Origin of the sequence: Mycobacterium sp. SMC-4 (assembly GCF_050205565.1) — a bacterium.
Lineage (GTDB): Bacteria > Actinomycetota > Actinomycetes > Mycobacteriales > Mycobacteriaceae > Mycobacterium.
The window spans coordinates 140,626-165,831 of record NZ_JBNMQU010000008.1; the positions used below are offsets into that span (position 1 = coordinate 140,626).

Sequence of the window (25,206 nt, forward strand, 5' to 3'; positions counted from 1 at the left end):
AAGTATTGACTTGTCGATCGACTAGTCCCGACAGCCGGTGACTGCTTTGTGAATCCCCCGACTCCATTTGCTGGGGCGAGATCCGCGACTTTGCTGGATCGCCCGGAAATCCATACTAACCGCCATCCGGGGGTGGTAGGAACACTTCTTCTGCGGGGGGATCCAAGTAGGCGGCCTGGATGACTTCCTTGCCCTCTGGCGAGACGTAAAACGCCTGGCCAGGCGGCCTTTTCTTGACGATGATCTCCCGCGAAGGGAAGTCCTGTTTCTCACCGGAGAGGAACATCGTCGGTGTTCCGGCGCCGTACGCGGAGCCGACGAACTTGTCCATGGTCGCGCGGTGCGCCTGGCTCATCTGACACGTCACGATCAGGTGCAGGCCGATGTCCGCGGCGGCCGGCAACAGGGGCGTCAGCGGCGCCATCGGCGACATCATGCCGCCCGCCGCCACGATCATGTGCCAGTCGTCGACCAGCAGCACGATGTCCGGTCCGGTCCACCAGGACCGCGCCCGCAGCTGCGAAGGCGTCAGGTCGGTCGGCGGAAGCCGCTTGGTGAGGTTGATCGCCAGCGCCTTGATCGAGGCTTCCAGCGTCGCGTGGTTACGGTTGATGGCGCCCGCGCGCAAGAGATGCGTGTCGGGCACGGCCTCGAGCAGCCCGGATCGGTAGTCGGCGATCATGAACCGCACCTGCTCGGGACTGTTGCGGGCACAGATCGCCCGCGCGATCGCGGCGGCGATCGTCGTCTTGCCGGACTTGGGTGCCCCGAAGATCAGCTGGTGGGGGCTGGTGTGCATGTTGTTGTGGGCGACGGTCAGGTCGGCTTCCCGCACTCCGACCGGCACCGTCCACCGCGTCCGGTAGTCGGAGTCGGGGCCCGGCGGTGTCGGGTCGAGCTGGTGCAGGTGAATTCGGCTGGGCAGCACGCGAACTCGCGGAGCCTCGTCGGTGTGCCGGGCCGCGATCTCCTGCACCGCGGCGGTGAGCGCGGGCACCAACCCGTCGGCGCTGTGCACTCCGTCCATGCGGGGCACGCCGATCATCAGATGGTGCTTCTCGGTGGAGACGGCACGGCCGGGTCGGTTCAACGGGATCTCGCGGGTGATGCGGTCGATCTGGGTTTCGTTGACGTCGCCGAGGCGGAACTCGACCTTGGTGCCCAGATAGTCCCGGATTCGGGCCTTGAGTTCGGTCCAGCGCGGCGTGGAGATCATGGTGTGTACGCCGTACGACAGGCCCTGGCCCGCGATGTCCTGGACGACGGGCTCGAGATCGGGGAATTCCGCCGCGAACGCGGGCCAGCCGTCGATGACGAGGAAGACGTCGCCGAACGGGTCCGCGGACGCGGGGTGCTCGGGGTCCTCACGGAGCTGCCGGTAGTCGGCCATGGAACCGACCCGGATCTCTTTGAACGTTTGTTCGCGTTGCCGGAGAACGGCTTTCACCTCGGCGACGACGCGGTTGACGCGGTCGGGCTCCGCGCGGGTGGCCACGCCGCCGACGTGCGGCAGGTCTTCGACGTACATCAGGCCGCCACCGCCCATGTCCACGCAGTAGAACTGGATCTGCCGCGGGGTGTGGGAGGCAGCCGCCGACAGGATGAACGTCTGCAGGAAGTTCGACTTGCCGGTCTGGGGTGCGCCACCGACGGCGATGTTCCCGGCAGCCGTGGACACATCGATGCCCCAGACTTCCTGGCGGTGCCGGCGCGGCTCGTCCATGATGCCCAGCCCGATGCGCAGCGGGCGGCGTTCGTAGTCGCGCGAGATCAGTTCGTTGACCGGGGTCGGGTCGGCCAACGGCGGCAACCACATTCGATACGCGTGGTTGTCGCCGGTGGAGAGCTGCTCGAGGACAACCTCGCGCAGCACCTTCTGTCCGGGATCGATTGTCATGCGCGATCCGCCTCCGGCTCCTCGCTCGGCGTCAATGCGCGATCCGCCTCCGGCTCCTCGCTCGGCGTCAATGCGCGATCCGCCTCCGGCTCCTCGCTCGGCGTCAATGCGCGATCCGCCTCCGGCTCCTCGCTCGGCGTCATGACAGCACCGTCGCGTCCAGAATCGGAGCCGCCGTGAAGCGGTGGATACGGATGCTCTTGTCGGCGTGTGCCCCTGGGGTGGCATCGTCGTCCCCGAGGTCGGCAACGGTCGGCATATAGGGGTTTCCGGTGTAGACGGTCTGGAACTTCACCGGGTCCTCCATCCCGACGCGCAGGAAGCCGACGCCGCTCTCCTTGTTCGAGATGTACTGCGCCTCGGGCGTCCCGATGACCGCCTTGGACTCGGCGGAACTGGTGGTACGCAGAGCAATTCGGTAGGTCAGGTTGGGTTCGAGTTTGTCGATTCGGGTGCCGCCGGTGTTCAGCGACTGCGTGGCCAACAGCAGGTGCACACGCAGTGACCGTCCGACGCGGCAGATGCGGTCGAACAGCCCGATGAAGTCGGGGTGGTTCTGCAGCAGCTCGGCGAACTCGTCGACCACGACGAACAGCGTCGGTAGCGGCGGCAGGTCAGCCCCCCGTTCGCGGTACTTCTCGTACTCCGCGACTCCGGACAGCGCTCCGGCGGCACCGACCTGGATACCGGCCTGCCGCAGGATTGATTGCCGACGGTCGAGCTCGCCGGTGAGCACCTCGCCCATCCGACTGACCAGCTCGGCTTCTTCCTCCATGTTGGTCACCACCGCGGCGGTATGCGGTAGCTTCTCCATCCCCAGGAAGGTCGAACCTCCCTTGAAGTCGGTGAGCAGCAGGTTGATCTGGTCGGGATGGTGGGTGGCGGCCAGCGACAGGATCAGCGTGCGGAGGAACTCCGACTTGCCGGAGCCGGTGGTGCCGATGAGCATGCCGTGCGGTCCGGCGCCGAACTCGGCGCCCTCTTTGATGTCCAGATACATCACGTCGCCGGTCTTGAGTTCGTGGCCGAACGGGATCCGGAGCCGATCGCGGTCGGTGTCGGCGAACATCCGCCAGCGCGCCGGGGTGACCTCCTCGACCGACTGCGCACCGACGATCTCGTGCCATTCGGTGGCGACCTTCTTCTGCACCCGGGTGCTCTTGTCGATGATGGTCCCGGTGATCGACCAGCCCGCCAACTTGCGGGCGATGCGCGCGGCCTGGCCCGGTGTCATCGCGTCCACCTGGTTGGCGACCAGCCGGAACGTCTGGTTGGGCAGCTTGTCGTCGGCCGTTCCGTCGGCGTCGACCCGAATCCGGTATGCGGAGCGGTGATTCCCGAGCGTCAGGACAGTCACCCCGGCCCGTCCGTCGACGGGGAATCCGGCGCGGCCGCCGGTCAGGTCGACCACGACGACATACGGCCCGTTGGGTACGGCGTCTGCGGTATGGGGTCCCCGGGCCGCCAGGTCGCTGAGTCCGTCAGGGCGGGTGAACACCAGCCGGGTGGAGCCTGCGGCGTCGGTGTCGGACTGATGCTGGGTGTGCGGCAACCACTTGACCCAGGCCCAGTCGGGGTCTTCCGGGTTGTCGATGAGCACGCGAATCTGCAGGAGGTCCGGCGGGTGGAACACCGCCAGGTGGCACACCATGGCTCGCAGCAATGCCGCGGCACCGTCGATGTCGCCGCCGATGGCGATCGTCGGAAATGTCCGCAGCTGCACCAGTTTCGGACAGTCGTGAATAAGGCCGTGGGTGCGCAGGAACTTGGTCACCCACATGTGACTGACGGGCTCCAGGTGCGGCTGCGGGGCACCTGTCGGACCAGCCAGGTCGCCGCCGACTGCGGGTTTGAGGAGCCGGTCGACGGCGGGCTCTGAACCCAGACCGATGCGCGTGGCGGCGTAGAAGTCCGCGTTGGCCGGTCGTGACCACTGCCGGTGGGTTCCGATGATCGACAGCAGGTCGTCGGGGTGCGGAGCGTGGTAGTTGAAGAACGTCACCTGTGCGGCCGCCGATGACGTCACCCGGGTCCGCAGGTTCGCCAGGTAGCGCAGGTATTCCTTACGGTCGGCATTGATCTCGGGCACCTTCTTGCCGCCGCTGCCACCGCTGGCCATCAGGCCGACCGCGGCCATCACCATCATCAGCGGCATCATCAGCATGTACGGCGAGAGCTGGCGTATCCCGCTGAACAGCATGATCGCGATCATGCCGAGCATGCATCCGCCGAGCACCCAGGGCAGCGCCTTCTGCATGCCCGACGGCGGAATGTCGATGCCGAGGTCGTCCGGCGGCGTCACGTTGATCTCGCCGGGTGTCAGGCGGGGTCCCCGTTTGATGATCGGGGTGAACTTGCGCGTCGTCATCCGCCACCTCCGGTCGCGGCTCCGGCCGGTACGGCGTCCTGGCCGTTGACCTTGCGCGGGAACGGGTTTCCCGGCAAGGTGTCGTGCTCGACCAGCGCGGCATCCTTGGACAGGACCGGGCCGTCCACGAGCAGGCTGACCACCTGCCAGGGCGCGGTGCGCGGAGCGCTCAGCCCCAGATCAGCCGCGGTGTCTTCGTCGGGCAGACCGTAGCGGACCCCCTGCGGGTCGATGTAATAGAGACTCTCGCCGTACTTCGGATCGGGCGACTGCAGCCTCACGTACTGACCGCCGTTGATGTACACCGTGTTGTCACCGGTGATCTGGTCGATGCCGGTGGTGCGGGCCGCTGCGGACAGCGGCAGCCGGCGACCGGCGATCACCGTGGTCTTCGGCCCTTGATCACCCGGCTCACGCACCCAGGACCAACACAGGGTCGGCATGTCTTGCCTGAGCAACATGTTCATCGCGGAGTCCGGCAGCGGAGAGCTGTACACCTGCTCGGGGATGCGGGCCACTGCACTCGGCTCCATCGACGGTGGTGCCACCAACCCGTAAGAGTCGGTGGCCCGCAACGCTGCGGCCGTGGTGTCGTTGACCTTGGCCACACCGTTGGTGAGCACCACGTAGTGCTGCTGGTCGTTCTCGGTCACGGTCTTGAAGACGCTGCCGACCACCAGTTCCGGGGGCAGTCCGACCGTGTTCGGCGTGCCCACCGCGGCGATGGGCGCCAGGCGCCACGGTCCCGCATCGGGCAGGGCGTTGAACAGCCCCTGCGAGATCGGTGCGGACCGGGCGGTCACCGGTATGCCCACCGCGGAGGTCACCGCGCGGTCGGACAGGTCGATGGCGTGCCGGCCGGCGGCCGTCACGAGCCAGTCCTGTTCCTTGAACGACACCAGCATGCCTTCGTCCGGGCGCATCGGCCCCACCGACGAATCCATCGCCAGTGGTGCGATGAGCACAGACGAATCCACTTGGGGCGCGACGCTTTCCGGCTTGATGACGGTGTCGCACAGGCTCCACTGCGATTCCGGCGTGGACGACACCGGGGTGGCGTACGGCGCGCCGGGGATGCCGAGGGGCTGCCCCTTGGGCATCCGGTCGAGTTCTTCGGACTTCACCGCCACCGGTGTCCCGCTGCTGCCGAGGATGAGCCGCGCCGAGGTCAGGTTGTAGACGGGCCGCAGCTGGCCGTTGTCCGGCAACACCACATACAGCTGGTTGGTGGCTCGGTCGACGAGCAGCGCGTCTCCTCCCCGCTTACCCAGCGGTTTGAAGTAGGCCAGCAGCGCTGCGCCCAAACAGATCAACACTGCGATGACGATGCCGGCGGTGACGGCTCGGCTGTAGAACTGCAGCGGGTCGTCGAACATCCGGGTGTCACGACGCACGATGGCGTGCTCGACGCGGCGCAGGAGGAAACGCCAGCCGCTGACCTGAACCTTGGTGGTGAGCCTGAAACCTGCCATCCGCGCCCTGACCTATCCGCCGATGTTGAGGCGGGCGTGCACCGAGGTGATCGCCGCGGCCATGTCGTCACCGTTGATCTCGCTGAGCTGCTCCACATCCAGGGAGTCGATGTCCAGCGAACGCGCCAGCCGCATGTCGCGGGTCTGCTCACCGGCCTCCACCAACTGCCGCGCGTAGCGGCCGTTGCCCGCCACGTCCAGCGCCGGCTTCCCGCTGACCGTGCTGGCACTGAGCAGCGTGGCCGCCTCGTGGACCTGTTTGGCCGCGTCATCGCTGAGCGATGAGTCATTTCCTGCCGCAATGACTTTGGCGATGTCGACGATCTCCTCCGCAGAGTACGAGTCGAACTCGATGCGGGTCGCGAACCGCGAGCGCAGACCGTCGTTGCTCTCCAGCAGCCGGTCGATGTCGGTGCTGTAGCCGGCGATGATCACCACCAACCGGTCGCGGTCGTTCTCCATCCGGGCCAGCAGCGTGTCCAAAGCTTCGGTGCCGAACGGATCGGCGCGCCCGTCGCGTTCCTGCACCAGGGTGTACGCCTCGTCGATGAACAGGACGCCGCCCATTGCACGGTCGATGGTACGAGCGGTCTTGACCGCGGACTGCCCTTCGTATTCGGCGACGAAATCCTTGCGGGATGTCTCCACCAGTTTGGGTTCGGCGATGACGCCGAGCCCGGCCAAGATGTTGGCCACCACCCGCGCGATGGTGGTCTTACCGGTACCTGGCGGGCCGGTGAAGATCATGTGCTTGGACGCCTGGGCCACCTTCATCCCGCGTGCCGCACGCACTTTGGCCATCTGTGTGGCCGCACGATACCGCTCGATCTGCTCCTTGACCCGGGCCAGGCCGATCTGTCGGTCCAACTCCGCCTGTGCCTCTTCGAGCAGCTTCTCGCGTCCCGACGTGTCGGCCTCCACGCTGTCGGGATCCCAGACGTCCCGGCGCGTGGCGATCTGCTCGGCGGTGGTGGTCTGCAAGCGGTAGTTCGGGTCCTTCAACGCCGCGGTGACCTGCGGGGTTGGATGCGTGGCCTGCAACCACTCGAGGAGTGCGACCGCGGCCTCCTCGTTGCCCTGCCCCCGCCGTGTCATCGCGAGGAACCAGGCGATGGCCTGGGCGCACGCCTCGCCCGCCGGGGACGCGTTCGATTCCACGAGACGCCGTTCGGCCTCGGTGAACAGTCCCAGGTTCGCGGCGGCGACACCGTGGGCCACACCGGCTGCGGCGGCCAGGAACTTGTCGGGCCACGCGCCGGCGCCTCGCACCTCGTCGATCACGTCGGTCCAGCGTTGCGCCGCACCGTAGATCACGGCTTTGCCCCAGGACACGAGATGTTCGGCACCGGCGGACGGGATTCCTTCGAGCGCTTCCATCGCGTCGGTGTAGTTGCCGACCGCCGCTTCGGTGACGGCAAAACCCATCGTGATGGCCAGCGGTGAGTTCACCGGGTAGGTGATGTCGCCGTACATCCCGCCGATCGGCACCCGCGCTCCGAGAGTGATGATCGGCACCTCGGCCGCACCGGCCAGTTGACCGAAGTTGTTGCGGGAGTACCAGGCCCGGAACATCGTGACTCGGTCGGTGTCGCCGCAGCGGATGCGTCCCACCCAGGCGTCACAGGCTGTCTCATCGAAATCGGTGATCTCGGTGAACATTTCGAGGGAACGCGCGGGCGCGGTCGGCAGCATTCCGACCGCGGTGCCGAACAGACTGGCCAGATGTTCAGTCATTCCTCACCTGTGTATCGAGTCGCGAACAGTTCGGCCCGCGCGGCCTGTGCCTGTTCCGGGGTGGGCAGATCCAGATCGCGGCTGAGGAAGTCGCGAGTAGCGGCGTTGTCGTGCCCCTGCTCCTGCATCCCTTCCAACATGAACGTGTACTGCGCCGAGCGGGCGTCCTGCGTGGCGAGCCCGGCGATGACCACGATCTCTTCGGCCAGTCCCATCTCCGTCATGGACACCACTTTCGGGGACAGGTCGATGTGGTGGACGCGACCGTCCATGAAGGTGGTGACGGTGACGGTTCCGGGCGGGTTGGTCACGGTGAACGTCGGCATCGGGTCCTCGCCGGGCCCACGGTCGTCGTCGATCGTGAAAACGGGGTCGACGTCGTCGATCTCGGGTGCGGTGTAGGCGTCGAGGATGACACCGAGGTCGGTTTCGCCCTCGGCACCGCCGGCGGCGCTGAAGTCCAGCGCTGCCAGGTCGTCGCGCTCCCCGTCGTCGGGGGCACCGGCCGGAGGGTAAGCCACCGTGGTCTCGCCTTTCTCAGTCGTGGTAGGTCGTATCTGCGGGCGTGGAGTCGAACCACCTCGCCGACGGCAGGAACTCCACCAACCCGTCGAGCGCTCGCTGCAGGTTCTCCGGGGTTCCGGGCAGGAAGCTGCCGTACAACTCGCCGTTCACCCGCCGGGGGATCGAGACGATTCGGCCGTGCGACGAATCCAGCACGCCGGCACCGACACCGGCTTGCGAGTAGGTTCCGCCGGGATGGCGCTCGTTGGCGGTGATCTCCACCCAACTGCTCGGCTTGCCGGTCGCCTCGGCGTAGATTTTCGCTGACGACGGCGGCTGCCCATACCCGGCGAGCTGATCGGCGCCGCGCACGCGCGCCAGCTCATGGGCCAGGCCCGTCAGCGGCTCGACGTTCGCCGCGGGTTCGTCACCGATCACGACGTTCACCATCGCGGCGAGCCCGATCTGCGGAGCGACGCGCTGCAGTACCAACATGTCCTCATCGCGGGCGGCGACGACATGGCGATCCCCCTTGCGACAGACCACGAACCGAATCATCTTGCCACCGACATCGCGCCGCCACCAGCGGCAATCGAGAGTTCGGTCGGGTCTGCTGAGCACATCGACCATCGCAGCCACCTCGGGGTGCGGGTCGCCGAAGGCGGTCAGCACTCCTTGCGCGGTGAGGTCCCGGGTGACCTGGTCCCAGACGATCTTGCGCTGGTCTTCGTAGGGAATGTTGGGACGGATGCCCAGCGACAGCGGGAAGTCGACCAGGTGCAGGAGGTCGGCCACCACCAGCATCCCGTCGATGGTCAGCTCGACGCCGACGACGTCGTCGTAGTGCGTCGGTTCCCCTTCGCCCAGGTACGGTCCCGCCGTCATCGCAGCCTCGGCGCGGGCGGCGTCGGTGTCATTGTCCGATCGAGAGCAGCACCGGAGCTGTCGTCGGTGCTCAGGTAGCGTGCGGCGGCCGATGCCAGCCCATCGGACAGCTCTGCCGAGCGCTCGGCGATCCGGCGGGCCGCCCGCTGACGCGCCCGCTGAACCGTGGCGAGCGCACCGGCGCTGGGCCACGCGATCACGCCGTGCGAGATCTGCACGTCGGTGTCGACACCGTCGACCAGCGCGGCGGCAGAGGCCAATTCGGCCGCCGCCTGCGCGTGCTTGGCGGCCAGTTCCCGGACATGCCCGGGTTCGACGCGCAGCGTTTCGTTCCACATGGCGGTTCTCCTGCTCGTCACTGCGGGGGGCGGGTCGCGGCGGGCGGGGGCACGGCGGGCTCCAACCTGTCGGCGGGCACGGGTGTGCGTGCTCCCTCCGTGGTCGGCGAGGCGGGCGCGGGGTCACCGGCGGAGGGTCCCGCCGCCCCGGTGTCGTGCGCGGTGGCGGCTCGGTCGTCGACGTCCGGTTCGTCGGCGTCGTCGCGCGCCTCGTCGGCGCTCTCGCTCTGCAGTGCCGATTCCTCGGCGGCCTCGGTGTCGCCACCGGCGGACGTCACGGCCGACACCGACTCGGTCGCTGCTCCCACCGCTGCGGCCAGCACCGCGGACAGCGGGGCGACGATGGCGCCGATCATGCCGCCGGCGGCACCGACGGCTGCGTTCATCGCCGCCATCGGATCCGCGGGTGCGGCCGCTGCCGGTGCTGCCGAGGTCGACGTCCACGGGGCCGTCGAAGCGGGAATCGGGGACGGCGGGTCCGCGAAACCGACGCCCGGGTCGCCGTCCGCCGACGCGATCGATGAGCCGTACGGACCGTCGTGTCTGGCGTCGTCGACGTGCTGGCCGTGCTCGTCGACGTGCTCGTCGACGACGACTCCGTCGTCCTTGCCGTCTTTGCCGAGCATGGGTTCCTCGGTCAGCACCGGCGGACTCTCCGGCACCGCGAGCGAGGCGTACTCGACCGCCAGCTGGTTCAGCTCAGCTCGGCTGTCGGACACCTCATAGGTGAGCGCGCGCAGGTCCTGCTCGCCGGCCTGCACGGCGGTGGCCACCGCCGCCACCTCCACCGTCGTTTTGGCGGCCGGGCCGACCCCCGGGACGAAGGAAAGAGCCCGCGTCGCGTGGCTGAGATCAGCAAGGAAGTCCGACTGCTGATCCAGGTTCTCGCGATGGGTCGCGATCTGGCGCGCCTGACGCGAAACCACCTGCTGCACACGACGATCGAGAACGCCGATCGACGTTGTTCGTCCGGACTGCCGGAGGTTGGCCGCCGCATACGTCTGGGCGCCGGCACCCTCCCAGTCGGAGGTCGGAAGTGCAGTGGCCAAGGTGCCACCGGCGGTGTCGAAACGCGCGGCTGACAGACCGAACCTCTCCCCTGATTCCGGCTCCCCCCACCCGGTGGTCGAGCGCATACCGGCGATCACCGCCTGCCCCGCCGCCAGGATGGGCGATCCGTATGCACGACGTGGGCCACCCGCGCCGAACTGATCTGCCACATACGCCGGCGACGGTTTGCCGATTCGCCCGAATAGATCGTTCAGATCCATCTGGTCCACCCCTTCCCCGGAGGAGACTACCAGCGCCTGCGAGACGCTCCACGCGCCAATTCTGGCCCCGATTTCGCTACCGGACGGCGCGAAATACGTTCTCTCAGCAAGTCCTCAGTCGCCTTTTATGCTGGGCTTTGGGCTATGCGGCAAATTTCAGAGCATGCACCGTCGAGCCATCGGGACACTCTCGCGTCGCCAGGCTGCTCACGTGCCGGCGGCGTGGGGGCTTCGACCTCATCCAGCCGGCGCTCCCGGGGTCGCCTACTTTGCTAGTCCGTCAGGCGATCTGTCGAACCAGCGCTTCGACTGCCTCGACATCGGTTACGGAGACCGGTTCCTCGGCTTCCACCTGACGGATGGCTTCCTCGGAAATTCCCGCAGCTTGGGCAGTTTCGGCGACCGTGAGGTTGGCCCCGCGCCGGACGGCATAGAGGCGCTGGCCCAGCGTGGCGTGGGGTGCCGTCGCCGCGCGCAACATCAGCTCGTCGTACAGGTTGCGCACCGTGCCGAGCGCCTTGATCAGAGCCGGCGTGACCCGACCGATGCGGGCGGCGCGGGCTGCGACAGCTTCCAGCTGGCGCAAGTCCGACAACACCGCGGTGGCGCGCGGGGTGAACGAGTCGTCGTCGGGTCCCGGCAGGGCCGCGACCGTAGAGCGCAGGGTCCCCGCCGCCGTCGTCACCGCCTGAGCAAGCAGGCTGATCTCGTCGTTCCCGGGGGCCGGAGACGGGGTGGGCTGGACCGACTCGCCGCGCCGCAACCGTTCGATGGTTCCCGGGGGCCAGCGCAGAACTTCTTCCAGGCGGGCCCTCGTGCGCTGCCGCGGCCAGCTTCGGCCTTTCTCGAACGCGATCAGGGCGCCGGCGTTGATGATGCCTTCGGCTGCGAGTCGGCGTTGGCTGATGTCGAGTTCACGGCGGCGCGCTGCCGCGGCGGCGCCGGCCCGCACCATTCCTGGGTCCGGGGCGCTGGTCGACGCGTCGGTCGACTCCGCGTTCGTCATCGTGGCCCGGATACCTCGTGCTGTCAGGGAGCGGTGCGCTCGGTCGATCAGTGCCGTCATCGTAACGATCGAGCCTCCGTCCGCTACGACTTGGGTGAGCAAAACCGAACTCTTTCTGTGCCAAAGCTACACCTTCAGTGTCGGCATTTCTGCAGAGATGCCGGAGTGTCACCCGGAAATCCGCCTTCCGCGTCATCACACCCAGAAATGGGTGTATGGCCAGTTCAAGGGACTGCGACGCAAGTGGAATCTCGGCCACCCGACCAAAGCCCGCCCACCGAACGATCACACTTCCATCGCGGTAACTGTTGCATCGCTACGGTTTGTCGGTTAGCTTTTGCAGCATCGCGGCATGACGCCGCCAGGCACAGAGGAGCGACACGATGAACGGACTGCCGTTTGACGAGACACCGGTCGGCGCGTGCACCACTGACCCCGAACGTTGGACAACTACCGCCGACGACGAGGCGAAGGCCATCTGCCGGTCCTGCCCGCGACGGTGGCTGTGCGCACGGGAGGCGTGTGAGTCGCCGCGCGCGGAAGGACTCTGGGCGGGCATCTACGTGCCGGAAGCCGGCCGCGGTCGCACCTTTGCGCTGCGCCAGCTCAAGTCATTGGCCGAGCAGAACGGCTACCCGGTGCGGGCCCGCCGTGTCTACTACGCCGAAAGCGCCTGAGCCCGGGTCGTCACCACGTGTCGACGAACCGGCTCCCGAAGTCCCCGGTCATCGCAGTGGCAGCGGTCAACGTCGACGCGATCACCGCACGGGTCTCCGCCGGGTCGATGACGTCGTCGATTTCGAACAGCATCGCCGCGTTGAGCGTTTTGGCGTGCTCCTGTGCTGCCGCGGTCGCCTCGCGCACCCGCTGTTCGCGTTCCTCTTCCTCGGCGATCGCTTCGAGTTCCTTGCGCATCCCGAGCCGCACCGCACCTTCGAGCCCCATCGGACCCAGGTGCGCGCCGGGCCACGCGACCGTCAGCACCGGCTCGTGCAGGCTGCCGCCGGCCATCGCCTGAGCACCGAGGCCGTAGCCGCGCCGCAGCACCACCGCGATCAGCGGCACCCGTAAAGCCGCCCCCGCCACCAGCATTCGCGAGGCTCGTCGCACCAGCGACTCGGCCTCGGCGGCCGGACCGACCATGTATCCGGGGCAGTCGATCAGCGAGATCACCGGCAACCCGAAAACGTCGCACAGCTGCAGGAACCTTGCTGCCTTGTCCGAGGCCGCGGCGGTGATCGCGCCGGCGGTGAACCGGGTGTCGTTGGCGATGACCCCGACCGGCCGGCCCTCGATGCGCGCCAGCGCGGTCACCATCTCGCGGGCGAACCGTGGCCGCAGGAACGTCACCGAGTCCTCGTCGGCGAGAGTCTCGATGATCGGCGCCACGTCGTAGGCGCGGCGCGCGCGTTCGGGCACCGCGGTGCGCAAAGCGGTCTGGTCCGGCGCGGTCCAATCCGTGGTGGCGCCTTGGAAGTAGCCGAGGAGTTTCTTGGCTGCGGCGACGGCTTCGGCCTCGTCGGCGACGACGACGTCGACATTGCCGTTGGGCTCCTGCACCTCCATCGGACCGACCGCGTCGGGATGCACCTCGCCCAGTCCCCCACCGGCGATCATCGCCGGGCCGCCCATGCCCAGCGACGCGTTACGGGTGGCCACGATCAGGTCCGAGGCGCCGGCGATCACCGCGTTGCCCGCAAAGCACCGGCCGTGCACCACCGCGATGCGCGGCACCACGCCAGAGAGCTTGGCCCACAACGCAAATGCACGGGTATCGAGCGCGGAGACCACGGGGTAGTCGGTGTCGCCGGGCCGCCCGCCGCCGCCTTCGGCGAAGAACACCGTGGGCAGTTTCATCCGCTCGATCAGCTCGAAGAGGCGGTCCTTCTTGCGGTGCCCGACCGCGCCCTGGGTGCCGGCGAGCACGGTGTAGTCGTAGGACAGCACCGCACACGCGCCGCCGTTGATGCGCGCGGTGCCGGCGATCAAGCCGTCGGCCGGGGTGCGCGCGATCAGATCCGCGACCTCGCGCCGCATCCGTTGCGGGGCAATGGCGAACCGGCCGTATTCGACGAACGAGCCGGGGTCGACGAGGTCGTCGAGGTTCTCGCGCGCGGTGCGGGCACCGGCGGCATGCCGGCGTGCAACGGCGTCGGGCCGGGCGGCGTCCTCGGTGAGTGCGCGTCGCTGCCGCAGCTCGGCGAGGTCGGCGCGTTCGTCAGCCATCGAGGGCGTCGATCGCGGCGGCGATCCGCTCGAGCAGCGCGTCCACCTGCCCGGTGTGGTAGCCGCGGCGGCCGATCCGAGGTTTGTTGAACACGACGTGGCGCACGTCGTCAGCGGACAGATGCCCGCGCCCGTCCAGCCGGCGGGCGGCCAGCGCGATGACGTCGTCGACCGCTTTCTCGTTGTAGCCGCGCTGCCCCCATGGCGGCTTGTCGAACGTGACGTTGCGCAGATCCTCGGCCGTGAGGTCACCGTCGCCCATGGCGTGACTTTATCCGTCAACCCAGAAATCGGGTTGTCCCCAGGCTGTGGATAACTGAGCGCGTTCGTCGGAGTCCGCGCATAGCGTGCGGGACATGACGAACTGGATCATCACCGCCAGCCGCGACCATGTGCTCCGCGCCGTACAGGGCAGCTTCATTCAGGCCAATCACGGCCGGCCGCACCCGGTGCGCGCGATGGCGCCGGGCGACTGGATCATCTGCTACTCGCCGCGCACCGAACACCCCGACGGTGACCGCCTACAGGCGTTCACCGCCATCGGCCGCGTCGTTGACGGCGACCCCTACCAGGCGGAGCTCTCGGACTTTCGGCCGTGGCGTCGCCCGGTGGAGTTCGAAGACTGTCTCGAGACACCGATCCGGCCGCTGATCGAACGGCTGGACTTCATCGAGGACAAGGCCCGTTGGGGCTACCGGTTCCGGTTCGGCGGCTTCCGCGTCGACGACCACGACGTCGACGTCATCCGCTCGGCGATGCTTCGTCTCGATACGTCCGCGTGAACTCCCGTACCGCGGGGGTATAGAGTAGTCATGACCGCCGACAGGACTGGTGCACCAACGCAGGTGACCGCGGACTCGGAACGCTTCAGCATCGCCGTCGAAGGCCGCACCGTCGGATTCGCCGACTTCTACGACCGCGACGGTGTGCGGGTGTTCCCGCACACGCAAGTCGACCCCACCTACCAGGGGCGTGGCCTGGCGACCATCCTGGTCCGCGAGGCACTCGAAGCCACCCGGGAAGCGGGCCTGTACGTGGTGCCGCAGTGCTGGATGGTCGCCGAATTCATCGAAAAGAACCCGGAATACGCGGGTCTGGTCCAAAGGAAGGCGTGATGAGCACCGACAAGACCGGCGCACCTACCGAGGTTTCTGCCGAATCCGACCGCTACACCATTTCCGTCGACGGCCAACGCGCCGGGTTCACCGAGTTCGTCGACCACGACGGGCAACGCATCTTTCCGCACACCGAGGTCGACGACCAGTTCAGCGGCCGCGGCCTGGGTTCGATCCTGGTGCAGGAGGCGCTCGAGGACACCCGCAAAGCCGGCAAGCGCATCGTGCCGGTGTGCTCGATGGTGGAGAAGTTCATCGACAAGCACCCCGAGTTCAAGGAGATCACCGACCCGGTGACCGACGAGGTCAAAGACCTCCTCGCCAAGCACTGAACCGAGCAGTCGCCGGCTGCTGCGCTATCGTGCCGCGGTGACCAGCCCGGCCTTCTTCGTTCCCGACGGCGACACATTCCGTCCCACCGACCTGGCGTGCGGCCCGTGGGGACACACCATCAGCGGCAACTACGTCGGCGGACTGCTCGGCCACGTCGTCGAGCGTGACGCCGGCGACCCCGAGCTGCAGCCCGCCCGCCTGACGGTCGACCTGCTCCGGCCGGCCTCGATCGATGAGCCGGTCCGTGTCGAGACGTCCGTGGTGCGCGAAGGCCGTCGCCTCAAGCTCGTCGACGCGACCATGACGCAGTCGGGCACGCTCGTCGGCCGGGCCAATGCGTTGTTCCTGCGCCGGGGCGAGCAACCAACCGCCGAGCGGTTCACCACCGAGGTGACCATGCCGCCGGTGCCGCCCGCATCGACACCGGTTCCCCCGCACGTCGTGACGTTGGTGTGGAGCTATGGCAAGAACGGCGACACCCCGAGCCTCGGTCTCGACGCGTGGGCGCACCGCGGACCCAAGTACATCTGGACGCGTGAGCTCGGGCCGATGGTCGAGGGCGTCGAGCTGACACCGTTCGTCCGCGCGGCTCTGGCCGGGGACATGGCCAGTTCGTTGACGCACTTCGGCCCCGACGGGTTGCCGTTCATCAACGCCGACTACACGCTGACGCTGAGCCGGCTACCGCGCACCGACTACATCGGGCTCGCGGCGCTGACGCACCACAGCGACCAGGGCGTCGCCACCGGGACGGCGCTGGTCGTCGATCAGGAGGGCCCGATCGGGACGGCCACCGCCACCGCGCTGGCGAATCCGGGCTTCGCTCCGCCCCGAAACTTCAGCTGAGGTACTGCGCGGTGCTGCCGGACAGCGGCATGGCCGCCATGCCCAGCTTGCCGTGATCCCAGCTGCGCACCCGAGACGGCACCACCCGCACGCAGATGCGGTTGTTCATCATCTGGTCGACGAACGGCTTCATGTCCTCGGAGTAGGGGCCGGTGTAGCGCTCCCACACGCTGATCCCGACCCGCAGGCTGGTCTCGGGGTCGTCGTAGATCTCGGCGGTCCCGTCGATCGACACCCCGCGGAGGCTGTCGTAGGTCAAGCCGTCTTCGACCATGACCGTGACCGTGGGGTCGCGGCGGAGATTGACCGCCTTCTGGGACTTGGCTTTGGTCTCGAACCAGATTTCGCCGTCGAGCACCGCGTACCACATGGCGACCAGGTGCGGACGCCCGTTCGGCAGCAGCGTGGCCATTGTGGCGGTGCGGCTGCGTTCGATGAATTCGGCGACCTCGTCGTCGGTCATGACGATCTTCGCGCGTTCGTTTCTGCCCACGGCATGCATGGTTTCAGGTGACCGCGGGAAGCGACAGGCCGACTACGCGTTTCGAACACATTTGCGATGGGCATCCCCGGTGCGGAGGTGATCACAGACATGACGGACAACGTGGGACAGGCCCCGAGCGAGAACCCGGAGAAGGACCCGTCGCAGTGGGTGACCGGTGAGGAACCGATGACCGGCCCGCAGCGCAGCTACCTGCAGACACTGGCCCAGGAGGCCGGCACCGAGGTCGACGAGAACCTGACCAAGGCCCAGGCCTCGGAGCTCATCGATCAATTGCAGACCCAGACCGGCCGCGGCGCTTAGCCGCCCGGCATCTTTCGCCGGCGAGCAGACGCGTACTCGCCCAAAAGAGGCGCAAAACGGGCGATTACGCGTCTGCTCACGCGTTGAAGAAGAGCACCGGCGGCAGGGCGCGGATGCCGCCTCCGGTGTTGGCGCCCGAGAACCGCACGGGCCGGTCGGCGACGCCGGTCAGCTTCAGCGTCGCGATGCGGCGGAACCGGCCGACCGGCGGGCTGACCAGGAAACTCAGCTCGTCACCGACGCCGAACCGCAGGTCGCGGCCGGTGATCCGGGGACGCATCCCGAACAGCATCGGCTCCCACCCGACCAGATACAGCCACAACGACGAGTACAGCGCCGCGACCGGCGCCGACGGCAGCACCGCGTGATGCCACGGTGCGCCGTCGCCGGACGACGCCAGCAGGAAATCCTGGTCCCGGCCCGGGCCGTACGCGTCGGGCACCTTGAGGCACAGCTTGCGCGGTTCGGAGCCGCGCCGGTCTGGGCCCACGGCCACGACGGCCCGGTATCGGGACCCTGGCGTGCACAGCGCGCCGGGCAACGACGCGTCGTCATCGAAGGTCAGCAGCGCGTCGAACCTTTCCTCCGCCCCGCCGAACAGACCACCGGGTTGGCCGAGCGCGGCGCCCGCCGTGGCGCGCACCGCCTGGGTGCCGGTGGTCAGCGCGACGGCATCAGCGATCTCCATGCCCGGGCCAGTACCCGTTCCCCGGCCGCCAGACGCACGCAGGGGCTACGTGCCTGCTCGCGGGAGGACTTCCAGAATCCCCTCCTCGTCGACGACGTCCATTGCCAACGTGCGGTAGCCGTAGTCGTCGAACAGGACGGTGATGCGGTCCTCCTCGCCGCTGATCACCACGCCTCGGCCCCATTCGCGATGCCGCACAAGAGTTTCCGGTGCGAGTGCCGACTCCGTGACCTGTTCTGTGGTTCCTGAGGCGGCACGCTCGGAGCAGCGGTCGCAGTTGCCGCACGGCTCGGGCAGGGTCTGCGCGAAGTAGCCCAGCAGGAACCGACGGCGGCAGTCGGTGGTCTCGGCGTAGCCGCGCATCATCTCCACGCGGGTGCGGTCGACACGCTCGGTGGCCTCGGTGATCGCGACGGCGCGCGCCACGACGGCATCGACGTCGTCATCGGCCAAGGTGAACCCGCGCTTGCCCGACTTCAGCCCGGCCGCCTGCTCCAACAGGTTCACCGCCTGGGTGAGCGCCCGACCCCGCAGCCCGAGCTCTTCGCGTAACTGTTTGAGCCGCTTGGGTTTACGTGGTTGCAGCGCGGCGAGCACCGCGCGCAGCTGCTCGGAGTCGGCGCGCCCGGAGCTGAAGAAGCGGGCCAGCGAGAGATCTTCAGGGCGATAGAACAGGCGGGCCAGCGTCTTTTCACCGTCGCGGCCGCCGCGGCCGATCTGCTGGTAATAGCTGTCCACCGAGTCCGGGACCGACGAGTGCACGACGAACCGCACGTTCGGTTTGTCGATGCCCATCCCGAAAGCCGACGTGGCCGCGACCACCGACACCTCGTCGTCGTGGAAGCGCCGGTGCACCTCTTCTTTGTCGGCCGCCTTCAGTCCGGCGTGGTAGGCCGCGGCCGCCACGCCGCACTCGGCCAGCGAAGCGGCGTACGTTTCCGCGTCTTTGCGGGTCGCGGTATAGAGCAGGCCCGGTCCGGTCAGTTCGCACACGGCCTTCACCACGGCCGCGCGTTTGGCGTCGTCGTCGAGGTACTGCTCGACCTCCAGACGGATGTTGGGGCGGTCGAACCCGGTCGCGATCACCACCGGGTCGCGCAGCTGCAGGTGGTCGATGATGTCGGTGCGCACCGTCGGTGATGCGGTCGCGGTCAGCGCCACCAGCGGCAACTCGTCCGCACCCAGTCGGCGCACGGCGTCGCCGAGCCGCAGATAGCCGGGCCGGAAGTCATGTCCCCACGCGGACACGCAGTGCGCCTCGTCGACCACCACCATGCCGAGCTCGACTTCGGACAGTTCGGCCAGGACGTCGTCGTTGAGCAGCTGCTCCGGGGACAGGAAGACGTATTCGGCCTCCTGCTCACGCACGGCCTGCCAGCTGCGCCGGTTCTCGGTGGCGCTCTGCGCCGAGTTGATCGCCACCGCGTCGGGTGCGTCGCTGCCGCGCAGCGCCTCGATCTGGTCCTGCTGGAGCGCCAGCAGCGGGGACACCACCACGGTCAGGCCGTCGGTCAGCACCGCCGGGACCTGGTAGATCGCCGACTTCCCCGACCCGGTCGGCATCACGGCCAGCACGTCGCGACCGTCGAGCACGGCCTGCATGGCGTCGAGCTGTTCGGGGCGCAGGTGCGGCCACCCGAACAGCCGCTCGGCCACGGATTCCAGCTCGTCGTGTCGCGTCACCGCAGCCCTGTACCCGGTCGGCCCGTCCTCAATCCGGGTGTCAAGCGCTGCAAGTCGGGTATCCGTCGCGCGTGCCCGCCTCCACGATCACCGTGTCCGATCCCCGCAACGGCGACGTCGTCGCGGAGGTCCCGATCGCCGGCGAAGCCGAGTGCGACGCCGCGCTGAGCCGTGCACGGGCCGCGCAGCAGGCGTGGGCGCGCACCCCGGCCGCCGAACGGGCCGCCGCCGTCACCACGGCGGCCGACGCGGTCGCCGCCATCGCCGAAGAGCTCGCGGGCTGGAATGAGCGCGAGACTGGCAAGCCGTTCGACGACGCGCTGGGTGGTGTCGAAGCGGGCATCGGCACGCTGCGCCAGTACGCCGAGCTCGGTCCGCTGCATCGCGGTCGCAGCCTGCAGGGCGCATGGTCGGCCACCGACCTGATGATCGCCGAGCCACGCGGTGTGGTCGCGGTGTTGACGCCGTGGAACGATCCGGTGGCGGTGGCCGCCGGGCTGATCGGTGCGGCGCTGGTGACCGGAAACACCGTGGTGCACAAGCCCAGTGAGCGCTGCCCGTCCACCGGCCGGCGGTTCGCGGAGGTGCTGGCCGCCGCGCTGCCCGACGGCGTGTTGGAGATCGTCGACGGCGACGGCACGGTCGGCGCGCGGCTGGCCCGGGCCGAGGCGGTCGACGTGGTCGCCCACGTCGGTAGCAGCGCCACCGGCCGGATGATCGCCCGCTCGTGCGCCGAGCGGGGCGCCAAGGCACTGCTGGAGAACGGCGGCAACGACGCCCTGATCGTCGACGACGGCGTCGGAGCCGCGTGGGCCGCCGAGCAGGCGGCCCAGGGCGCGTTCGCCAACGCCGGACAGATCTGCGTGTCGGTGGAACGCATCTACGTCGTCGAATCGCTGGCCGCCGAGTTCGTCGATTTCCTTGTGGCGCAAGCCGATCAGTGGTCCGACAAGATCGGACCCGTGGTCGACGTGCGGCACCGCGACCTGGTGCACAGCCACGTGACCGACGCCGTCAAACACGGTGCCCAGGTCCTGGCCGGCGGTCAGCCCCGGCCCGGCGCCGGTGCCTACTATCCGCCGACGGTGCTCACCGACTGCACTCCGGAGATGCTGGTGTTCAGCGAGGAGACGTTCGGGCCGCTCGCCCCCGTGCGGGTGGTGCCGGACTTCGACACCGCGCTGGCCGAGGCTGCCGACGACCGGTACGGGTTGGCGGCCACCGTGCTGACGCCCGACATGGCGCACGCGCAGGAAGCGTCGCGCGCGCTGCCGGTGGGCACGGTGAAGATCAATGCGGTGTTCGGCGGCGCGCCCGGCGGGTCGGCCGAGCCGCGACGGGCCAGCGGCAGCGGCGTCGGCTACGGGCCGGAACTACTCGACGAGATGACCGCACTGAAGGTGGTGCACTGGTCACCACCCGGACGAGAGAAAGGGAACTGATGCCGAAAACCACGAAGTCCGGTAAAGCGAAGGAAAGCGAGCTGCCCAGCACGCTGCAGAAGTCCGACGACAAGGCCAAGAGGACGTTCGCCAAAGCCCACGACTCGGCCGCCGAAGAATACGGCGAGGGCGAGCGGGCGCACCGGGTGGCCTACAGCGCGCTCAAGCACAGCTACGAGAAGGTCGGCGACCACTGGGAGCCCAAGGACGAGAAGGGTCCGTCGGACAAGCGCGCCGAGAGCGGCGGTCCCCGGGCCAGCGGTGACAGCAACGAGGGCGTCAACGCCAACGCCAGCAAGAAGCACCTGCTCGACATCGCGCGGCGACTGGACATCTCGGGCCGCTCGAAGATGACCAAAGACGAGCTGGTGAAGGAGATTCAGAAGGCCAACCGCCGGGAGTCGGCCCGCAACCGTTAGGGCTTTCCGGTTCTTTCCCGGTGTTTGCAGCCGGGCCAGCAGCAGGGCCGGCGTTTCCCTTCTTCGAGTTCCTCCTGGGTGCGCCGGATGCGCCGTTCCCGTGTCTTGGCTTGTTTGGCGTCTTCGACCCAGCAGATGAATTCGTTGCGGGCCAACGGTGTGATGTCGTTCCAGGCGGTCAGCGCCACGGCATTGCCGGCGAGCGCGTCACGAAGGTCGGCGGGCAGGTCATGGACGACCCCGCCTTGGATCTGCTGGGTGCTCACGCGCCGAGGGTAACTGTTTGACCTGCGCGATGAGCGGCAACATGCACCGGCATGCGGTCCGAGTCCGGGCGCGGCGACGACACCGTCGTCATCGGACTGTGCGCCGTTGTCATCGGAGTCCTGGCCGCCGTCGTCAGTGCGATCGGCGCGGGCCGCCCGTCGCTGTGGGTCGACGAGGCGGCGACGCTGTCGGCATCGACGCGCCCTTTACGCGAATTGTGGAGCCTGCTGGGCCAGGTCGACCTGGTGCACGGCCTGTACTACCTGTTGATGCACGGTTGGTTCGCCGTGTTCCCGGCGACCGAGTTCTGGCTGCGGCTGCCCAGTGCGCTGATGGTGGGGGTGGCCGCCGCAGGTGTCGTGGTGCTCGGCGATCGCTTGTCGGGCCGTGCAGTGGGCGTGGCGGCCGGGGTGGTGTTGGCGGTGCTGCCGCGCGCGACGGGGGTCGGTGCCGACGGTCGTTCTTACGCGCTGACCATGGCGTGTGCGGTCTGGTTGACGGTCGTGTTCGTCGTGGCCGTGCGGCGGGGTCGATGGTGGTGGGCGGGTTATGGCGTCGCCCTGGCCGTGAGTGTGCTGGTGAATGTGCTTGTGCTGCTGGTCATCACGGCGCACGCGGCGATGTTGTTCGCGATGGCGGCGTCGCGGCGCGCCGTCGCGGTCTGGGCGGTCACGACCGGGGTGGCGGTCACCGCGGTGGCGCCGTTTGTCCTGGCGGTGGTGCAGCAGCGCAGCCAGGTCGGCTGGGTCTGGCCGATCAGCGCGGTGACGCTCGGACAGATCTTCGGGGAGCAGTACTTCCCGTCGGTGTACTCGTCCGGCATGCGCGTGGTGGGCCCGGATCAACAGGAGTTCACCGCCGAGCAGTTCGGGGTCGCGGTGCAGTCGTGGGCTCGGGTGGCGCCGGTGATCGTGGTGCTGGCCGGGATCACCGCTGTCGCGGTGCTCAGACGGCGACGTGTCGGCGCGCCGCCGGCTCGCACGCTGCTGTGGGGCGGCGGGACCTGGGTGGTGGCGCCGACGGTGCTGCTGGTGCTGTACTCGCTTGTCGCTGATCCGCTGTACCAGGCGCAGTATCTGTCGTTCACCGCGCCGGGGTTGGCGTTGCTGGTTGGGTATTGCGTCGTGGCCGCCGGCCGCACACCGCAACGGATCACCCTGCTGTTGTTGATTGCCGTGGCTGCGGTGCCGAACTACATCGCCCAGCGCACCAGCTATGCGAAGTTCGGCTCCGACCAGAGCGAGGTCGCCCGGTTGCTGTCCACCCAGTCCCGGTCCGGCGAGTGTCTGCTCGTCGATCCCGACAGGCCGCCGTCTGCGGTGCATGCGCTCGAAGGTGCCCGTCTGGTGTACCGGGACGGTTTACGTGATGTGGGAGCCGCTGTAGCGCAGCAGGATTCGTTGTGGAGCGAGAGGAAGGACGTCACTGCGCGTGACCTGCGAGACTGCGCGACGGTGTGGATCGTCAGCGAGACCACCGACAACCGTTGGCCCGAGGGCTTCCAGCCGGTGCAGCGGTGGGACATCAACCAGAGCCGTGTCGTGAAAGCCGTTCGGGCGCAGAGCTAGCCGGTCTGCTGCAGCCCCAACTCGGGCAGACAGATGCGGACCAGCTCGTCGAGCGCGAGATCCAGCACCAGCGCCAGCGCCGCCACGGTGGCGAAGGCCGGGGTGGCCAACCGTCCGGTTTCGATCTTGCGCAGCGTCTCCGGGGAGATCCCCGCCGCTTGCGCCACCTCGACCAGGGTGCGGTCGCCGCGGGCCTGGCGCAGGCAGGCGCCCAGACGCTTTCCGGCGGCGAGTTGCTGCGGCGTCAACGGTGATCGGACCATGATCAGCAGACTACGCGCTGCGGTATGAAAATACCGAGCCTTCGGTTAGCCTGGTATTTCTATACCGGCAGGAGGTGTGGCGTGGTGGAGCTGAAGACAGCCTCGGAGATCGCGGCGATGCGGACGACGGGCGCGTTCGTCGCCGAGGTGCTCGACGACCTGCAGGCCCGCGCGCAGGTCGGGGTGAACCTGCTCGACCTCGAGCGCCGCGCGCGCGACATGATCGCCGAGCGCGGCGCCGAGTCCTGCTACTGGGACTACGCACCGTCGTTCGGCCACGGCCCGTTCCGCAACGTCATCTGCCTGTCGGTCAACGATGCTGTGCTGCACGGCCTTCCACACGACTACCTCCTCCGCGACGGAGACGTGTTGAGCATGGACTTCGCGGTGTCCATCGACGGCTGGGTCGCCGATGCCGCGCGCAGCTTCATCGTCGGCACGCCGCGGCCCGCGGATCAGCGTTTGATCGAGGCCACCGAACGCGCGCTGGCCGCCGCCATCGACGCCGCGCGGCCCGGCAATCGGCTCGGTGACATCTCCGCCGCGATCGGCGCCGTCGCCGCCGGCTACGGCTATCCGGTCAACACCGACTTCGGCGGTCACGGTCTGGGCCGCACCATGCACGAAGATCCGCACGTTCCCAACCAGGGGCGGCCGGGCCGAGGCCTGAAGCTGCGGCCCGGCCTGACGTTGGCGCTGGAACCGTGGTTCGCGGCCGGCACCGACCGCATCGTCTATGACCCCGACGGCTGGACCATCCGGTCGGCCGACGGATCACGCACCGCGCACAGCGAACACACCATCGCCGTCACCGACGACCACGCGCTGGTGTTGACGCAACCCGCTCGGTAGCAGTTGGTCGACCACGTCGGCAGCGCGGGCCACCCCGCCGGACGCGGCGAAACCGTCGGCCACCGCGCGGGCACCGTCGGTCATCGTCATCGCGGTCTGCACCGCCGCGCGCAGCCGGTCCACCGTCAGCCGCCCTGCGGGCAACCGGGTGCCCGCGCCGGCCACCTCGACGCGGCGGGCGACCTCGAACTGGTCACGACCGTAGGGGACCGCGCACACCGGGATGCCGCGGACCAGAGCCTTCTGGGTGATGCCCAGCCCGCCGTGGGTGACCACGCAGGCCGCCTTCTCCAACAGCATCGAGTGCGGGATGAAGCCGGAGAAGGTCACGCGCTCAAACATTCTCGCTGTGCGGCCGCCGGCGGTGGGGGCGGTGATCACCACATGCACGGGCAGGTCGTCCAACGCCTCTATGGCGGTGTGGATCAACGCATGGTCGGCTTGCGGCACCGATGACGTGGTGACCAGCACGATGGGCAGGTCGATGCCGTCGAGCCAGGCCGGCCGGCTGCCGGGCGCGTCGAACTCCGCGGGGCCGACCATCTCGACGGTGTCGCCCCAGTCCGTGTGCCGGTACTCGAACGGTTTCGCGGTGGCCACCAACAGTTTCGGTGCGCGTCGCAACAGTTCGTCGGCGGTGCGCACCGGCGGCAGGCCGAGCGAGTCCCGGACCGGACGCATCCCGCGCCGCAACGGCAGGTCGAACACCAGGCTCGTGACGGCGCCGACGCCGAGGTTGCGGATCACCCCGAGCGGTCCAGGCCACGGCCGCGCGCCGGCGCCGAACGGCGCCGACCCCGGCGAACGCAGATACGGGATGAACGGCGACAGTGCCACCCACGGGCGGCTCTGCGTCTCGGCCACCGACATCGCCCCCCAGCAGTTGGCGTCGACGATCACGACGTCGGGTTCGACGGCGGCCAGCGCGCGGCCGAAGTCGTCGACCTCCAGCGCGGCCCGCCGCGTCAGCACCTCGACCGTCTCGCGCGCGGACTTCAGCACGTTGGTGGTGGTGTCCGCGCTCTGCAACGCCTCGATGCGGCGGTCGACCGGCTGCGCGGCGAAGCCCTGCTGTCGGCACATCGCCACACCGGCCTCCAGGGTGCGGACGTGGATGTGGTGGCCGCGGCGGGCGAGTTCGGTCAAGACCGCGCAGAACGGAAACAGGTGGCCCAGTGCCGGGGACATGTAGGCGAGGACGACGGCCATCGTCACTGCCCTGCC

At 68.6% G+C, this 25,206-nt stretch carries 28 protein-coding genes; 10 read left to right on the forward strand and 18 right to left on the reverse strand.

Annotated features, from left to right (window positions below; translation table 11 throughout):
- Positions 1-115 precede the first annotated feature (115 nt).
- The 10 genes from eccCb to ACQI46_RS15680 all read right to left on the reverse strand — a co-directional run bounded on the left by eccCb (position 116) and on the right by ACQI46_RS15680 (position 11,475).
- The gene (gene eccCb / locus ACQI46_RS15635; protein WP_427094927.1) at positions 116-1,897 is read right to left on the reverse strand and encodes a type VII secretion protein EccCb; all 1,782 of its coding nucleotides are present in this window, start codon (positions 1,895-1,897) and stop codon (positions 116-118) included.
- Complete coding sequence (locus tag ACQI46_RS15640; protein WP_427094928.1) at positions 1,894-2,040, reverse strand: hypothetical protein; 147 nt, start codon at positions 2,038-2,040, stop codon at positions 1,894-1,896. The genes eccCb and ACQI46_RS15640 overlap by 4 nt, the downstream gene beginning before the upstream one ends.
- Positions 2,037-4,265: a type VII secretion protein EccCa gene (gene eccCa / locus ACQI46_RS15645; RefSeq protein ID WP_427094929.1), complete on the reverse strand. Its 2,229-nt coding sequence runs from the start codon at positions 4,263-4,265 to the stop codon at positions 2,037-2,039. The genes ACQI46_RS15640 and eccCa overlap by 4 nt, the downstream gene beginning before the upstream one ends.
- On the reverse strand, positions 4,262-5,737 hold the full coding sequence (gene eccB / locus ACQI46_RS15650; RefSeq protein ID WP_427094930.1) for a type VII secretion protein EccB: 1,476 nt from the start codon (positions 5,735-5,737) through the stop codon (positions 4,262-4,264). The genes eccCa and eccB overlap by 4 nt, the downstream gene beginning before the upstream one ends.
- Before the next feature lie 12 nt (positions 5,738-5,749).
- Positions 5,750-7,471 (reverse strand): type VII secretion AAA-ATPase EccA, encoded by a 1,722-nt coding sequence (eccA, locus tag ACQI46_RS15655; RefSeq protein WP_427094931.1) that lies wholly within the window; start codon positions 7,469-7,471, stop codon positions 5,750-5,752.
- Entirely contained in the window at positions 7,468-7,992 is a 525-nt protein-coding gene (locus tag ACQI46_RS15660; RefSeq protein ID WP_427094932.1) for a hypothetical protein, read from the reverse strand. The genes eccA and ACQI46_RS15660 overlap by 4 nt, the downstream gene beginning before the upstream one ends.
- 16 nt (positions 7,993-8,008) lie before the next feature.
- Positions 8,009-8,860: an ESX secretion-associated protein EspG gene (locus ACQI46_RS15665; RefSeq protein ID WP_427094933.1), complete on the reverse strand. Its 852-nt coding sequence runs from the start codon at positions 8,858-8,860 to the stop codon at positions 8,009-8,011.
- On the reverse strand, positions 8,857-9,198 hold the full coding sequence (locus tag ACQI46_RS15670; RefSeq protein ID WP_427094934.1) for a type VII secretion target: 342 nt from the start codon (positions 9,196-9,198) through the stop codon (positions 8,857-8,859). Before ACQI46_RS15670 ends, ACQI46_RS15665 begins: the two co-directional genes overlap by 4 nt.
- Before the next feature lie 17 nt (positions 9,199-9,215).
- Positions 9,216-10,469: an EspA/EspE family type VII secretion system effector gene (locus ACQI46_RS15675; RefSeq protein WP_427094935.1), complete on the reverse strand. Its 1,254-nt coding sequence runs from the start codon at positions 10,467-10,469 to the stop codon at positions 9,216-9,218.
- A gap of 280 nt (positions 10,470-10,749) precedes the next feature.
- The gene (locus tag ACQI46_RS15680) at positions 10,750-11,475 is read right to left on the reverse strand and encodes a transcriptional regulator (RefSeq protein ID WP_427094936.1); all 726 of its coding nucleotides are present in this window, start codon (positions 11,473-11,475) and stop codon (positions 10,750-10,752) included.
- Positions 11,476-11,858: 383 nt separating this feature from the next.
- Here ACQI46_RS15680 and ACQI46_RS15685 point away from each other — a divergent pair, with 383 nt between their 5' ends.
- Positions 11,859-12,152, forward strand: a complete 294-nt coding sequence (locus ACQI46_RS15685; protein ID WP_427094937.1) for a WhiB family transcriptional regulator — start codon at positions 11,859-11,861, stop codon at positions 12,150-12,152.
- A gap of 10 nt (positions 12,153-12,162) precedes the next feature.
- Here the strand turns inward: ACQI46_RS15685 and ACQI46_RS15690 are convergent, their stop codons facing one another.
- Positions 12,163-13,701, reverse strand: coding sequence for an acyl-CoA carboxylase subunit beta (locus tag ACQI46_RS15690; protein WP_427094938.1), 1,539 nt, complete (start codon positions 13,699-13,701; stop codon positions 12,163-12,165).
- The gene (locus tag ACQI46_RS15695) at positions 13,694-13,963 is read right to left on the reverse strand and encodes a DivIVA domain-containing protein (protein ID WP_427094939.1); all 270 of its coding nucleotides are present in this window, start codon (positions 13,961-13,963) and stop codon (positions 13,694-13,696) included. Before ACQI46_RS15695 ends, ACQI46_RS15690 begins: the two co-directional genes overlap by 8 nt.
- A gap of 94 nt (positions 13,964-14,057) precedes the next feature.
- Between ACQI46_RS15695 and ACQI46_RS15700 the strand changes: the two genes are divergently transcribed.
- Genes ACQI46_RS15700 through ACQI46_RS15715 form a run of 4 tightly spaced genes read left to right on the forward strand, consistent with a single transcriptional unit; the run spans position 14,058 to position 15,995 of the window.
- Positions 14,058-14,483, forward strand: a complete 426-nt coding sequence (locus tag ACQI46_RS15700) for an EVE domain-containing protein (protein WP_427094940.1) — start codon at positions 14,058-14,060, stop codon at positions 14,481-14,483.
- 30 nt (positions 14,484-14,513) lie between these two features.
- Positions 14,514-14,816: a GNAT family N-acetyltransferase gene (locus tag ACQI46_RS15705; protein WP_427094941.1), complete on the forward strand. Its 303-nt coding sequence runs from the start codon at positions 14,514-14,516 to the stop codon at positions 14,814-14,816.
- Positions 14,816-15,148, forward strand: a complete 333-nt coding sequence (locus ACQI46_RS15710) for a GNAT family N-acetyltransferase (RefSeq protein ID WP_427094942.1) — start codon at positions 14,816-14,818, stop codon at positions 15,146-15,148. Before ACQI46_RS15705 ends, ACQI46_RS15710 begins: the two co-directional genes overlap by 1 nt.
- Positions 15,149-15,185: 37 nt before the next feature.
- Positions 15,186-15,995, forward strand: a complete 810-nt coding sequence (locus ACQI46_RS15715; protein WP_427094943.1) for an acyl-CoA thioesterase domain-containing protein — start codon at positions 15,186-15,188, stop codon at positions 15,993-15,995.
- Here ACQI46_RS15715 and ACQI46_RS15720 read toward each other — a convergent pair.
- Positions 15,988-16,488 (reverse strand): pyridoxamine 5'-phosphate oxidase family protein, encoded by a 501-nt coding sequence (locus ACQI46_RS15720; RefSeq protein ID WP_427094944.1) that lies wholly within the window; start codon positions 16,486-16,488, stop codon positions 15,988-15,990. The genes ACQI46_RS15715 and ACQI46_RS15720 overlap by 8 nt on opposite strands.
- A gap of 99 nt (positions 16,489-16,587) precedes the next feature.
- On the opposite strand from ACQI46_RS15720, the gene ACQI46_RS15725 reads away from it, so the two are divergent.
- Positions 16,588-16,800: a DUF3072 domain-containing protein gene (locus ACQI46_RS15725; RefSeq protein ID WP_427094945.1), complete on the forward strand. Its 213-nt coding sequence runs from the start codon at positions 16,588-16,590 to the stop codon at positions 16,798-16,800.
- A 76-nt stretch (positions 16,801-16,876) separates the two neighbouring features.
- Here ACQI46_RS15725 and ACQI46_RS15730 read toward each other — a convergent pair whose 3' ends face one another.
- Together ACQI46_RS15730 and ACQI46_RS15735 are read right to left on the reverse strand one after the other, a co-directional pair.
- Positions 16,877-17,488, reverse strand: a complete 612-nt coding sequence (locus ACQI46_RS15730; RefSeq protein ID WP_427094946.1) for a hypothetical protein — start codon at positions 17,486-17,488, stop codon at positions 16,877-16,879.
- 45 nt (positions 17,489-17,533) lie between these two features.
- Positions 17,534-19,171, reverse strand: coding sequence for a RecQ family ATP-dependent DNA helicase (locus ACQI46_RS15735; protein ID WP_427094947.1), 1,638 nt, complete (start codon positions 19,169-19,171; stop codon positions 17,534-17,536).
- Between the two features lie 86 nt (positions 19,172-19,257).
- Between ACQI46_RS15735 and ACQI46_RS15740 the strand changes: the two genes are divergently transcribed.
- Positions 19,258-20,613, forward strand: a complete 1,356-nt coding sequence (locus ACQI46_RS15740) for an aldehyde dehydrogenase family protein (protein WP_427095077.1) — start codon at positions 19,258-19,260, stop codon at positions 20,611-20,613.
- Positions 20,613-21,032, forward strand: a complete 420-nt coding sequence (locus ACQI46_RS15745) for a ChaB family protein (protein WP_427094948.1) — start codon at positions 20,613-20,615, stop codon at positions 21,030-21,032. Before ACQI46_RS15740 ends, ACQI46_RS15745 begins: the two co-directional genes overlap by 1 nt.
- Here the strand turns inward: ACQI46_RS15745 and ACQI46_RS15750 are convergent.
- A complete protein-coding gene (locus tag ACQI46_RS15750; RefSeq protein ID WP_427094949.1) occupies positions 21,029-21,298 on the reverse strand; it encodes a YdeI/OmpD-associated family protein in 270 nt (89 codons plus the stop codon). The two genes, ACQI46_RS15745 and ACQI46_RS15750, sit on opposite strands and share 4 nt — an antisense overlap.
- Before the next feature lie 51 nt (positions 21,299-21,349).
- Between ACQI46_RS15750 and ACQI46_RS15755 the strand changes: the two genes are divergently transcribed.
- Positions 21,350-22,867 (forward strand): glycosyltransferase family 39 protein, encoded by a 1,518-nt coding sequence (locus tag ACQI46_RS15755; protein WP_427094950.1) that lies wholly within the window; start codon positions 21,350-21,352, stop codon positions 22,865-22,867.
- On the opposite strand, the gene ACQI46_RS15760 is transcribed toward ACQI46_RS15755, so the two are convergent.
- Entirely contained in the window at positions 22,864-23,130 is a 267-nt protein-coding gene (locus tag ACQI46_RS15760) for a helix-turn-helix domain-containing protein (protein WP_427094951.1), read from the reverse strand. The two genes, ACQI46_RS15755 and ACQI46_RS15760, sit on opposite strands and share 4 nt — an antisense overlap.
- Positions 23,131-23,211: 81 nt before the next feature.
- Between ACQI46_RS15760 and map the strand changes: the two genes are divergently transcribed.
- Positions 23,212-23,982, forward strand: coding sequence for a type I methionyl aminopeptidase (gene map, locus ACQI46_RS15765; protein ID WP_427094952.1), 771 nt, complete (start codon positions 23,212-23,214; stop codon positions 23,980-23,982).
- On the opposite strand, the gene ACQI46_RS15770 is transcribed toward map, so the two are convergent.
- Positions 23,905-25,191, reverse strand: coding sequence for a nucleotide disphospho-sugar-binding domain-containing protein (locus ACQI46_RS15770; RefSeq protein WP_427094953.1), 1,287 nt, complete (start codon positions 25,189-25,191; stop codon positions 23,905-23,907). The genes map and ACQI46_RS15770 overlap by 78 nt on opposite strands.
- Positions 25,192-25,206 lie beyond the last annotated feature (15 nt).

Bases quoted from the DNA above. Each gene is read 5' to 3' on its own strand.
- eccCb (WP_427094927.1), bottom strand. From the start codon at position 1,897: ATGACAATCGATCCCGGACAGAAGGTGCTGCGCGAGGTTGTCCTCGAG.
- ACQI46_RS15640 (WP_427094928.1), bottom strand. From the start codon at position 2,040: ATGACGCCGAGCGAGGAGCCGGAGGCGGATCGCGCATTGACGCCGAGC.
- eccCa (WP_427094929.1), bottom strand. From the start codon at position 4,265: ATGACGACGCGCAAGTTCACCCCGATCATCAAACGGGGACCCCGCCTG.
- eccB (WP_427094930.1), bottom strand. From the start codon at position 5,737: ATGGCAGGTTTCAGGCTCACCACCAAGGTTCAGGTCAGCGGCTGGCGT.
- eccA (WP_427094931.1), bottom strand. From the start codon at position 7,471: ATGACTGAACATCTGGCCAGTCTGTTCGGCACCGCGGTCGGAATGCTG.
- ACQI46_RS15665 (WP_427094933.1), bottom strand. From the start codon at position 8,860: ATGACGGCGGGACCGTACCTGGGCGAAGGGGAACCGACGCACTACGAC.
- ACQI46_RS15670 (WP_427094934.1), bottom strand. From the start codon at position 9,198: ATGTGGAACGAAACGCTGCGCGTCGAACCCGGGCATGTCCGGGAACTG.
- ACQI46_RS15675 (WP_427094935.1), bottom strand. From the start codon at position 10,469: ATGGATCTGAACGATCTATTCGGGCGAATCGGCAAACCGTCGCCGGCG.
- ACQI46_RS15680 (WP_427094936.1), bottom strand. From the start codon at position 11,475: ATGACGAACGCGGAGTCGACCGACGCGTCGACCAGCGCCCCGGACCCA.
- ACQI46_RS15685 (WP_427094937.1), top strand. From the start codon at position 11,859: ATGAACGGACTGCCGTTTGACGAGACACCGGTCGGCGCGTGCACCACT.
- ACQI46_RS15690 (WP_427094938.1), bottom strand. From the start codon at position 13,701: ATGGCTGACGAACGCGCCGACCTCGCCGAGCTGCGGCAGCGACGCGCA.
- ACQI46_RS15695 (WP_427094939.1), bottom strand. From the start codon at position 13,963: ATGGGCGACGGTGACCTCACGGCCGAGGATCTGCGCAACGTCACGTTC.
- ACQI46_RS15700 (WP_427094940.1), top strand. From the start codon at position 14,058: ATGACGAACTGGATCATCACCGCCAGCCGCGACCATGTGCTCCGCGCC.
- ACQI46_RS15705 (WP_427094941.1), top strand. From the start codon at position 14,514: ATGACCGCCGACAGGACTGGTGCACCAACGCAGGTGACCGCGGACTCG.
- ACQI46_RS15710 (WP_427094942.1), top strand. From the start codon at position 14,816: ATGAGCACCGACAAGACCGGCGCACCTACCGAGGTTTCTGCCGAATCC.
- ACQI46_RS15725 (WP_427094945.1), top strand. From the start codon at position 16,588: ATGACGGACAACGTGGGACAGGCCCCGAGCGAGAACCCGGAGAAGGAC.
- ACQI46_RS15730 (WP_427094946.1), bottom strand. From the start codon at position 17,488: ATGGAGATCGCTGATGCCGTCGCGCTGACCACCGGCACCCAGGCGGTG.
- ACQI46_RS15745 (WP_427094948.1), top strand. From the start codon at position 20,613: ATGCCGAAAACCACGAAGTCCGGTAAAGCGAAGGAAAGCGAGCTGCCC.
- ACQI46_RS15755 (WP_427094950.1), top strand. From the start codon at position 21,350: ATGCGGTCCGAGTCCGGGCGCGGCGACGACACCGTCGTCATCGGACTG.
- ACQI46_RS15760 (WP_427094951.1), bottom strand. From the start codon at position 23,130: ATGGTCCGATCACCGTTGACGCCGCAGCAACTCGCCGCCGGAAAGCGT.
- ACQI46_RS15770 (WP_427094953.1), bottom strand. From the start codon at position 25,191: ATGGCCGTCGTCCTCGCCTACATGTCCCCGGCACTGGGCCACCTGTTT.